Here is a 10,152-nt window from a genome sequence, read left to right as displayed (position 1 = left end):
CTATATGCCCAAGCCCGTCTGAACCCTTCGGGCATTGCGCCCACGACCACAAAAACGTCCACTCCTCGCCATGGCCAGCGTCAGGTCAGGCCCCGGCTCGTCTGGGCACTGGTGTCTTTCACGTTAAGATTCCTTTCCGTCAGTCGTGTGTAAGTGCCACAGCGGAAATTTGCGCCGATTCATCCAACCCATGCAGGAGACGAAGTCCATGAGTACCCCTTCTTCCACCATCGAATCCACGCTGATCGAAAACCGCGTCTTCCCCCCGTCCGAAGCGCTTGCACGCACGGCGCGTATCGCCGGCATGGAGGCTTACCACGCGCTGTGCGCCGAGGCCGAAAAGGACTACGAAGGCTTTTGGGCGCGGCTCGCGCGCGAGCATTTGCAGTGGACGCGGCCCTTCACGCGCACGCTTGATGCCACGAACGCGCCGTTTTACCAATGGTTTGCCGATGGCGAGCTCAACGCCTCGGCCAATTGCCTCGACAAGCACATGGGCACGCCAACCGAAAACAAAACGGCGCTGATTTTCGAGGCCGACGACGGCAGCGTGACGCGCGTCACCTACAAGGAACTGCTCGCGCGCGTCGCTCAGTTTGCCAACGCGCTCAAGGCGATGGGCGTGAGCAAGGGCGACCGCGTGCTGATTTACATGCCCATGAGCATCGAAGGCGTGGTGGCGATGCAGGCCTGCGCGCGCATAGGCGCGACGCACAGCGTGGTGTTCGGCGGCTTCAGCGCCAAGGCGGTGCACGAGCGCATCATCGACGCGGGCGCCGTGGCCGTGATCACGGCCAACTACCAGCTGCGCGGCGGCAAGGAGCTGCCGCTCAAGTCCATCATCGACGAGGCCCTGGCCATGGGCGGTTGCGAGTGCGTGCGCAATGTGCTCGTCTATCAGCGCACCGCCGCGCCCTGCGCCATGGTGGCGGGGCGCGACAAGACTTTCGATGAAGCGCTGGCTGGCCAGAGCAGCGACTGCCCGCCCGTCAGCGTAGGGGCCGAGCACCCGCTGTTCGTGCTCTACACCAGCGGCTCGACCGGCAAACCCAAGGGCGTGCAACACAGCACGGGCGGCTACCTGCTGTGGGCCAAGGTGACGATGGAGTGGACTTTCGACCTGCGCCCCGAGGACGTCTTCTGGTGCACGGCGGACATAGGCTGGATCACAGGCCACACCTACGTGGCCTACGGGCCGCTCGCTGCGGGGGCGACGCAAATCGTCTTCGAAGGCGTGCCCACCTACCCGAACGCGGCGCGCTTTTGGCAAATGATCGAGCGCCACCGCTGCAGCATTTTCTACACCGCGCCGACGGCGATCCGCTCGCTCATCAAGGCAGCCGACACCGATGCCGCCGTGCACCCGGCGCGCTTCGATCTTTCGAGCCTGCGCATTTTGGGCAGCGTGGGAGAGCCCATCAACCCCGAAGCCTGGATGTGGTACTACAAAAACGTGGGCGGTGAGCGCTGCCCCATCGTGGACACCTTCTGGCAAACGGAAACCGGCGGCCATGTGATCACGCCTTTGCCTGGCGCCACACCGCTCGTACCTGGTAGCTGCACGCTGCCGCTGCCGGGCATCATGGCCGCTATCGTCGATGAAGTGGGGAACGACATCCCCAACGGCGTGGGCGGCATTTTGGTCATCAAACGCCCGTGGCCCAGCATGATCCGCACCATCTGGGGCGATCCGGAGCGCTTCAAGAAGAGCTACTTCCCTGAAGAGCTCAAGGGCTACTACCTCGCCGGCGACGGCGCCGTGCGCAGCGCCGACCGCGGCTATTTCCGCATCACGGGCCGCATCGACGACGTGCTCAACGTCTCGGGCCACCGCATGGGCACGATGGAGATCGAATCGGCACTGGTCGCCAAGACCGATCTCGTGGCCGAGGCTGCCGTCGTGGGGCGGCCCGACGACGTGACGGGCGAGGCGATCTGCGCCTTCGTGGTGCTCAAGCGCCCGCTGCCCAAGGGCGAAGAGGCGCACCAAATCGCCAACGAGTTGCGCAATTGGGTGGCCAAGGAGATCGGCCCCATCGCCAAGCCCAAGGACATCCGCTTCGGCGAAAACCTGCCCAAGACGCGCAGCGGCAAGATCATGCGCCGCCTGCTGCGCAGCATTGCACGTGGCGAGGCGATCACGCAGGACACGAGCACGCTCGAAAACCCCGCGATCCTTGAGCAGTTGTCGCAGAGTAATTGAACCCAGATTGTCCATTAGGCGGTGCTGCGCACCTACGCGGGCGCTGGCGGACGGCTGACGGTCATTTTGGCCGCTGCTTCGGCGTCCATGGCACCTGCCATGGACTTCTCACCAGCGACCAAACTGCCGCGCCAGCCGCCTCGCCATCATCCCACGTCCTAATGGACAATCTGGGTTGAAGGTCGCATAAAAAAATCCCGCGCCGTCCTTACCGGATGGCGCGGGATTTTTTATGCACAAAGCCTGCTGGCTCTGTGCCGAAGCGCAGCGAGATTATTTGGTTGCCAGTATCCAGGTGACCAGCTTCTTGGCTTCGGCTTCGTTGACCTGCGGGTTGGCCGGCATGGGCACCGGGCCCCAGACACCCGAGCCACCCTTCATGACCTTGGTGGTGAGCTTGGCGACAGCGTCTTTCTGGCCGGCATATTTGGCCGCCACGTCCTTGTAGGCCGGGCCTACCAATTTTTTGTCCACGGCGTGGCAGGACATGCAGTTTTTCGATTGCGCCAGCGCCAGTTCGTCGGCGGCAAAGGCCGGCACGGCGGCAGAAACGGTGACGGCGAGGGCGAGCAGGGTGCGCTTCATGGTGGTTTCCTTGAGGGATGTTGCTAGGGTACAGTCTGAACGGAATTGTAGCCAGCGAGGTTGACCTGGATAAATCCATTCAGTTCCGCCATCACAGACTTTGGAGGGTGTTTTATGTATTTGTTGCTGCTGGGCATCGTTTTGGTGCTGTTGAAGTATTTGGCCGTCGGTCCTGTGGCAGATTGGCCCTGGTGGTGGACGCTGGTGCCCTTCGGCTTGGCGGCGCTGTGGTGGACCTGGGCCGACGCGTCGGGCTACACCAAGCGCAAGGCCGCGGAAAAAATCGAAAAGCGCAAGCAAGAGCGTATAGAGCGGCAAAAAGAGTCCTTGGGGTTGCGTCCGCGCAAGCCGCGCTGACGGTGCAGGCCTTGCCGGTGCATGCGGCGCTGCGAGGGTGGGGTGCTGGGTGATAATCCGAGCGCTTTATCAACCCCTGCTGCGAAGAGACTCCATGCCCGCATACCGCTCCAAAACCTCCACGTCCGGCCGCAACATGGCGGGGGCGCGTGCCTTGTGGCGCGCCACCGGCATGCAGGACGGCGACTTCGACAAGCCCATCATCGCCATTGCCAATTCGTTCACCCAGTTCGTGCCGGGCCATGTGCACCTCAAAGACTTGGGGCAACTGGTGGCGCGCGAGATCGAGGCTGCGGGCGGCGTGGCCAAGGAGTTCAACACCATCGCCGTCGATGACGGCATCGCCATGGGGCACGACGGCATGCTGTATTCGCTGCCCAGTCGCGACCTGATCGCCGATTCGGTCGAATACATGGTGAACGCGCACTGTGCCGACGCGCTGGTGTGCATCTCGAACTGCGATAAGATCACCCCCGGCATGCTCATGGCCGCGATGCGCCTGAACATTCCGGTGGTGTTCGTCTCGGGCGGCCCCATGGAGGCAGGCAAGACGCGCCTGGGCGTGCACAAGATCGACCTGATCGATGCCATGGTCATGGCCGCCGACAGCAAGGTGTCGGATGCCGATGTGGCCGAGGTCGAGCGCTCCGCCTGCCCGACCTGCGGCTCGTGCTCGGGCATGTTCACGGCCAACTCCATGAACTGCCTGACCGAGGCGCTGGGCCTGGCGCTGCCCGGCAACGGCACGCTCGTGGCCACGCACGCCGACCGCGAGCAGCTCTTCAAGCGCTGCGGCCGCCTGATCGTGGAGCTCGCGCGGCGCTATTACGAGCAAGGCGACGCCTCAGTGCTGCCGCGCGCCGTGGGCTTGAAGGCGTTCGAGAACGCGATGGCGCTGGACATCGCCATGGGCGGCTCGACCAACACCATCCTGCACCTGCTCGCGATTGCCCAGGAGGCGCAGATTCCTTTCACCATGCGAGACATAGACCGTCTCTCGCGCGTGGTGCCGCAACTGTGCAAGGTCGCGCCCAACACGCCCAAGTACCACGTCGAAGACGTGCACCGCGCGGGCGGCATCATGGCCATCCTCGGCGAGCTTGACCGTGCGGGAAAGTTGCACACCGACGTGCCCACCATCCACACCAAGACCTTGGGGGAAGCCCTGGAGCAATGGGACATCATGCGCAACCCCTCGGACGAGGTGCGGCATTTTTTCAAGGCTGGCCCCGCAGGCATTCCCACGCAGGTGGCCTTCAGCCAGAACATGCGCTGGCCAAGTCTTGATGCCGACCGCGCTGAAGGCTGCATCCGCTCCGTGGGCCATGCGTTTTCGCAGGAGGGCGGCTTGGCCGTGCTCGTAGGCAACATCGCGCAGGACGGTTGCGTGGTCAAAACGGCCGGGGTCGATGATGCGCTGTTCGTGTTCGAAGGCCCGGCGCATGTCACCGAATCGCAGGACGAAGCTGTGGCGCACATTCTCGAAGGCCAGGTGCAGGCCGGCGACGTGGTCATCGTGCGCTACGAGGGCCCCAAGGGCGGCCCCGGCATGCAGGAGATGCTCTACCCGACCTCCTACATCAAGTCCAAGGGCTTGGGCAAGGCCTGTGCGCTGCTCACCGATGGGCGCTTTTCGGGCGGTACTTCGGGCTTGTCGATTGGCCATGTTTCGCCCGAGGCGGCTGCCGGCGGCGCCATCGGCTTGGTGCAAAACGGCGACCGCATCCGCATCGACATCCCGAACCGTCGCATCGACGTGCTGGTGTCCGACGAGGAGCTTGCACGGCGCCGCGCCGAGCAGGACGCCAAAGGCTGGAAGCCTGCACAGCTGCGCAAGCGCCAGGTGTCGGCGGCCCTCAAGGCCTATGCCAAGCTGGTCATGTCCGCCGACAAGGGCGCGGTGCGCGATCTTTCGCTGCTCGATTGAGCACAGCCCAGCATCTTCTTCCTACGCGATTCCGCCACAGTGACTAGCGTCCACGCATGCTGATTTACCCCCACATCGATCCGATTGCCCTGCAAGTGGGGCCGCTGGCCATCCATTGGTATGGCGTGACCTATCTGGTCGCTTTCGGCCTTTTCCTGCTGCTCGGGCGCCTGCGGCTGCGCCACGAGCCGTTTGCCTCCATCACCGGCCCTGGGGCCTGGACGAGCAAGGACGTGGAGGACATTCTGTTTCTCGGCGTCGTAGGCGTGGTGCTCGGCGGGCGCCTGGGCTACTGCCTGTTTTACAAGCCCGGCTACTACTTTGCGCATCCGCTCGAAATCTTTGCGGTCTGGCAGGGCGGCATGAGTTTTCATGGCGGCTTGCTTGGTGCCATTGCCGCAATGACCTGGTTTGCGCGTTCGCGCCGGCGCCCCTGGCTGCAGGTGGCCGACTTCGTCGCGCCGTGTGTGCCCACGGGCCTGGCCGCGGGGCGTGTGGGCAACTTCATCAATGGCGAACTCTGGGGGCGCTTTGCGAGCCCCGAGTTGCCCTGGGCGATGGTGTTTCCGCAAAGCGGCTCCATGTTGCCGCGCCATCCCTCGCAGGTTTACCAGTTTCTGCTCGAAGGGCTGCTGCTGTTCGTGCTGCTGTGGCTGTATGCGCGCCGCCCGCGCCGCGAAGGGGAAGTGGCGGCGGCGTTCCTCGTGGGTTATGGGGTGTTGCGCTTCGTGGCCGAGTATTTCCGCGAGCCCGATGCCTTCCTGGGCCTGCTCTCGCTGGGCCTGAGCATGGGGCAGTGGCTTTGCCTGCCGATGATCGTGGCGGGCGTGGCGCTGTGGCTGTGGGCGCGGCGCCGGCCAATGTCGACGCTACGTGCGCGCCGTACTTGAAGAGGAGGCGATGGCCACCGCGGATGACACCAAGGTTACGGATGCTGCGCCGGGTGAGGCACCGTCGCGGGTGAACCTGCCGCGCTCTACGGGCGAACGTCTGCGTGCGACCTTGCGGCGCGCGGATGAAGCTCTGTCGCCGCGCGCCTTGCGCCGCCTGCTCTCGGACTTGCAGGCCGTCGCCGCACCGCAGGCGAGCGATGTCGAGGGTGGACACCGTGCGCAGGCCGTGGCCGCCTGGTATACACAAGCCACGCCCGAGCAGCGGCGCGACCTGTGGCTGCTGATGTGTGAGCAGTTCACGCCCGATGTGGCACGCCTGCCGTCAGCGCAGCGGCAGTACGAGGCTGCAGCTGATGCCACGCAGGCTGCCTTGGCCGAGGTCGAATTGCGCCGCGCGTTCGAATCGCCGCGCGCGCGGCTGCTGCAGCGCTTTGCCGCATTTGCGCAAGGCTTGCGCTTTTTGCTCGACCTGCGTGCCGAACTGCTCGCCCACGTCAAAAAAGATCCGCGCCTGTTGCCGCTCGATGCCGAGCTGGAGCAGCTTTTTTCGACCTGGTTCGACGTGGCGTTTCTCGAGTTGCGCCGCATCACCTGGGATGATCCGGCCTCTTTGCTTGAAAAGCTCATTCAGTACGAGGCCGTGCACGCCATACGCGGTTGGGCCGACTTGAAGCGCAGGCTGGGCGAAGACCGCCGCTGCTATGCGTTTTTCCACCCGCGCCTGCCCGGTGAGCCCTTGATCTTCGTCGAAGTGGCGTTGCTCGACGAGATGGCCGACAGCATCGCGCCGCTGGTCGACGAGTCCGCCCCCGAGGGTGATCCGTCCCGCGCGACGACGGCCATTTTTTATTCGATCAGCAACACGCAGATCGGCTTGCGTGGCGTGGGCTTTGGCGACTCGCTCATCAAACGCGTGGTCGAGACGCTGCGCACGGAGCTGCCCCGCCTGCGCGCGTTCGCCACACTATCCCCGATTCCGGGGTTGCGCGGCTGGCTGAGCAAAAATGTGCCGAACTTGCTCGAGCGACTCGATGCAAAACATCGCGCCGAATTGCAGGCTGCGCTTGGCGAGACGGCGTTGCAGGCCGATACTGTGCTCTCAGTTTGGGAGCGTACGCGCGAGGCGGAGGCTAACTCGCGATGGCGGCAGTGGCTGCTTGCTTGTACGGCTTACTATTTGGCGTGCGCATTGCCCGGAGGCAAGCCGGCCGATCCCGTAGCGCGCTTTCACCTCGGCAACGGTGCGCGCGTGGAGCGCATCAACTGGGGCGGCGATCCTTCGGCGAAGGGCTGGAAGCAATCGTATGGTCTGATGGTCAATTACTGGTACGACTTGCAGCGCATAGACCGCCATCGCGCATTGCTCGCGCAAGGCCGTGTGGCCGCCTCCCGCGAAGTGGAGCGCCTGTGGCGCGACTGGATGAAACCTTAATGCAAAGGAGATAAACCGTGAACGATCAAAAATTACAGCGTCGTGGGGTGTTGCGAGGCGCTGCGGCCGTGAGTCTGTCCTGGATGGCGAGTGCAGCCTGGGCAGAGACGGCTTGGCCCGTCAAACCCGTTACTTTGATAGTGCCTTTTCCCGCTGGCGGGGGCACGGACGCATTTGCTCGGCCTTTTTCCGCGCAGTTTGCCAAGGCGACTGGTAAGACTTTGGTTATAGACAATCGCGGCGGGGCTGGCGGTACGCTTGGAGCTGGCGTCGCGGCCAAAGCGCCGGCAGACGGCTATACCTTGTTCATGGGTGGTGTCCACCATGTGATTGCGCCCTCGATCTATCCCAAGCTCGATTACGACATCGAAAAAGACTTCATCCCTCTCGCTTTGCTCGCCAGCGTGCCGCAAGTCGTGGTGGTCAATCCCAAAACCGTGCCTGTGGCCAATTTCAAGCAATTCCTCGACTACGTCAAACGCAATCCGGGCAAGCTCAATTACGGTTCCGCAGGCTTGGGTACCTCGCACCATCTTGCGGGTGAATTGTTCAAGCAGCAGACAGGAACCTTTATTACCCACATTCCCTATCGTGGCGCCGGGCCCGCGCTGCAGGACTTGATGGCAGGCAATGTTGACATGATGTTTGACGGTCTCGGATCTTCGGCTGCACACATCAAGGCGGGGCGGATCAAGGCCCTCATGGTGTCGGGGCACAAGCGCAACCCGGCCTTTCCAGAGGTGCCCTGCGCCAAGGAAGTAGGGCTGCCGGATTACACCGTTTCGACCTGGTATGGCCTGTGGGCCCCCAAGGGCACGCCCTCGAACATCCAGGCGCGCATCATCGAGGTTGTCCATGAGGTGGGCAAGGCCGATGAACTCAAGGCTGTCTGGGCCGGCAACGGCGCTGAATACGGCAGCCTCTCGCAACAGCAATTCGCTGCCATGGCGGGCACGGAAGTCAAACGTTGGGCGGGGGTGGTCAAGGCTTCCGGGGTCAAGATCGAATGAGTTTGCATTTTTTGATACTAAATATGCATCTCATCCTCTTCCGACGGGCGTAATGTGCTCTTTTAATAAGAGCATTTGAATGCCATCGACTGTGCCCGGAAAGGCGTTTCACTCCAGGTTTTTTGCTTCGCATTGTTATGACATCCCTGTCCGATTCACAAAATCTGTTCAGCGCCTTGCGCGCGGCCTTCCCTGCAGACCTGGCGCAGACTGCCGTCGAGGCGACCGCGCCCGATGGCAGCGCACTGCGCTATAGCTGGCGCGACCTGGACCAGGGCAGCGCGCGCATCGCCAACCTGCTCGCATCCTTAGGTTTGCCGGAGGGCAGCCGCATCGCCGTGCAGGTCGAAAAATCGGTCGAGGCCATGCTGCTGTACCTGGCCACGCTGCGCGCGGGCTATGTGTTCTTGCCGCTCAACACCGCCTACCAGCGCGCCGAGATCAGCTACTTCATCGGCAATGCCGAGCCTGCCGTGGTCGTGTGCACGCCCGGGAATTTCGATTGGGTGTCGCAACTCGCCTACGCCGCGGGCACGCAGCATGTGTTCACGCTCGGTGATGATCGCAGTGGCAGCTTGCTCGAGCGCGCTGCGCAACACGATAGTGCGCACGTGCCGGCCCGCAAAACGGCCGACGATCTGGCCGCCATTCTCTACACCAGTGGCACCACGGGGCGCAGCAAGGGCGCGATGCTCACGCACGGCAATCTGCTCTCGAACGCGCTGGTGCTCAAAGACTATTGGGGCTGGCGCAGCGACGACGTGCTCATCCACGCACTGCCGATTTTTCACGTGCATGGCTTGTTCGTTGCGATCCATGCGGCGTTGCTCGGCGGCAGCAAGATGATCTGGCTGCCCAAGTTCGACCCAAAAGCCGTGATCGCCGTCATGCCGCGCGCCACGGTGTTCATGGGCGTGCCCACGCTCTACGTGCGCATGCTGGCCGAGCCGGCGTTGAACCACGAGGCCGCGCGCCACATGCGCCTGTTCATCTCGGGCTCGGCGCCCTTGCTGGTCGAGACCTTCCGCGCCTGGCAGGAGCGCACGGGCCACACGATTTTGGAGCGTTACGGCATGAGCGAGACCATCATGCTCACGTCCAACCCCTACAGCGCCGACGCGCGCTACGGCGGGCAGAGCGAGCGCCGCGGTGGCACCGTGGGCTTTCCCTTGCCGGGCGTGGAGCTGCGCGTGGTCGATGATGCCAACTCCCCCATCGCCGAGGGCGAAATCGGCAACATCCAGGTGCGCGGGCCGAACGTGTTCAAAGGCTACTGGCGCATGCCCGAGAAAACCGCCGAGGAATTCACCGCCGATGGCTGGTTCAAGACCGGCGACGTGGGCAAGATTGATGAACGCGGCTACGTGAGCATCGTGGGGCGTAGTAAAGACTTGATCATCAGCGGCGGCTACAACGTCTATCCGGCCGAGATCGAGGCGGCGATCAACGACATGCCCGGCGTCGCCGAGAGCGCCGTGGTGGGCGTGCCGCACCCGGACTTTGGCGAGGTGGGCGTGGCTGTGGTCGTTGCCAATCCTGGCGCCCGGCTTGACCCCGAGGCGATCCTTGCGCAACTCAAGATGCAGCTTGCGAACTACAAAATCCCCAAACGCTGCGTCATCGTGCCGGAGCTACCGCGCAACACCATGGGCAAGGTGCAAAAAAACCTGCTGCGCGCCGAGCACCAGGATGCGCTCAGCGCGTAAGCGCATGCGCCCTGGTGGTTAAATGCTTCTACATTTGTA

At 63.5% G+C, this 10,152-nt stretch carries 8 protein-coding genes; 7 read left to right on the top strand and 1 reads right to left on the bottom strand.

Annotated elements, in window-relative coordinates; translation table 11 throughout:
* Nucleotides 1-208: 208 nt before the first annotated feature.
* Nucleotides 209-2,203: an acetate--CoA ligase gene (acs, locus tag FK527_RS14355; protein ID WP_144735203.1), complete on the top strand. Its 1,995-nt coding sequence runs from the start codon at nt 209-211 to the stop codon at nt 2,201-2,203.
* A gap of 273 nt (nt 2,204-2,476) precedes the next feature.
* Here the strand turns inward: acs and FK527_RS14350 are convergent, their stop codons facing one another.
* On the bottom strand, nt 2,477-2,788 hold the full coding sequence (locus FK527_RS14350) for a c-type cytochrome (protein ID WP_144735201.1): 312 nt from the start codon (nt 2,786-2,788) through the stop codon (nt 2,477-2,479).
* Between the two features lie 114 nt (nt 2,789-2,902).
* Between FK527_RS14350 and FK527_RS14345 the strand changes: the two genes are divergently transcribed.
* From FK527_RS14345 to FK527_RS14320, 6 genes are all read left to right on the top strand, one after another.
* The gene (locus FK527_RS14345) at nt 2,903-3,145 is read left to right on the top strand and encodes a TIGR04438 family Trp-rich protein (RefSeq protein ID WP_144735199.1); all 243 of its coding nucleotides are present in this window, start codon (nt 2,903-2,905) and stop codon (nt 3,143-3,145) included.
* Nucleotides 3,146-3,239: 94 nt separating this feature from the next.
* Nucleotides 3,240-5,072: a dihydroxy-acid dehydratase gene (gene ilvD / locus FK527_RS14340; protein WP_144735197.1), complete on the top strand. Its 1,833-nt coding sequence runs from the start codon at nt 3,240-3,242 to the stop codon at nt 5,070-5,072.
* A 56-nt stretch (nt 5,073-5,128) separates the two neighbouring features.
* On the top strand, nt 5,129-5,962 hold the full coding sequence (gene lgt, locus FK527_RS14335) for a prolipoprotein diacylglyceryl transferase (protein WP_144735195.1): 834 nt from the start codon (nt 5,129-5,131) through the stop codon (nt 5,960-5,962).
* A 10-nt stretch (nt 5,963-5,972) separates the two neighbouring features.
* On the top strand, nt 5,973-7,397 hold the full coding sequence (locus FK527_RS14330; RefSeq protein WP_144735193.1) for a malonyl-CoA decarboxylase: 1,425 nt from the start codon (nt 5,973-5,975) through the stop codon (nt 7,395-7,397).
* A 17-nt stretch (nt 7,398-7,414) separates the two neighbouring features.
* On the top strand, nt 7,415-8,407 hold the full coding sequence (locus FK527_RS14325; protein WP_246072828.1) for a Bug family tripartite tricarboxylate transporter substrate binding protein: 993 nt from the start codon (nt 7,415-7,417) through the stop codon (nt 8,405-8,407).
* 137 nt (nt 8,408-8,544) lie between these two features.
* Nucleotides 8,545-10,113, top strand: coding sequence for a malonate--CoA ligase (locus FK527_RS14320; protein WP_144735191.1), 1,569 nt, complete (start codon nt 8,545-8,547; stop codon nt 10,111-10,113).
* The last annotated feature ends 39 nt before the right edge of the window (nt 10,114-10,152 follow it).

It is taken from the genome of Extensimonas perlucida, from assembly GCF_007655255.1.
Taxonomy (GTDB): Bacteria; Pseudomonadota; Gammaproteobacteria; order Burkholderiales; family Burkholderiaceae_C; genus Extensimonas; species Extensimonas perlucida.
This window is presented reverse-complemented; position numbering and strand designations above follow the sequence as displayed.

Excerpts from the sequence above, each read along its gene's own strand:
- FK527_RS14345 (WP_144735199.1), top strand. The coding sequence starts at position 2,903 with ATGTATTTGTTGCTGCTGGGCATCGTTTTGGTGCTGTTGAAGTATTTG.
- FK527_RS14350 (WP_144735201.1), bottom strand. The coding sequence starts at position 2,788 with ATGAAGCGCACCCTGCTCGCCCTCGCCGTCACCGTTTCTGCCGCCGTG.
- ilvD (WP_144735197.1), top strand. The coding sequence starts at position 3,240 with ATGCCCGCATACCGCTCCAAAACCTCCACGTCCGGCCGCAACATGGCG.
- FK527_RS14330 (WP_144735193.1), top strand. The coding sequence starts at position 5,973 with ATGGCCACCGCGGATGACACCAAGGTTACGGATGCTGCGCCGGGTGAG.
- lgt (WP_144735195.1), top strand. The coding sequence starts at position 5,129 with ATGCTGATTTACCCCCACATCGATCCGATTGCCCTGCAAGTGGGGCCG.
- acs (WP_144735203.1), top strand. The coding sequence starts at position 209 with ATGAGTACCCCTTCTTCCACCATCGAATCCACGCTGATCGAAAACCGC.
- FK527_RS14320 (WP_144735191.1), top strand. The coding sequence starts at position 8,545 with ATGACATCCCTGTCCGATTCACAAAATCTGTTCAGCGCCTTGCGCGCG.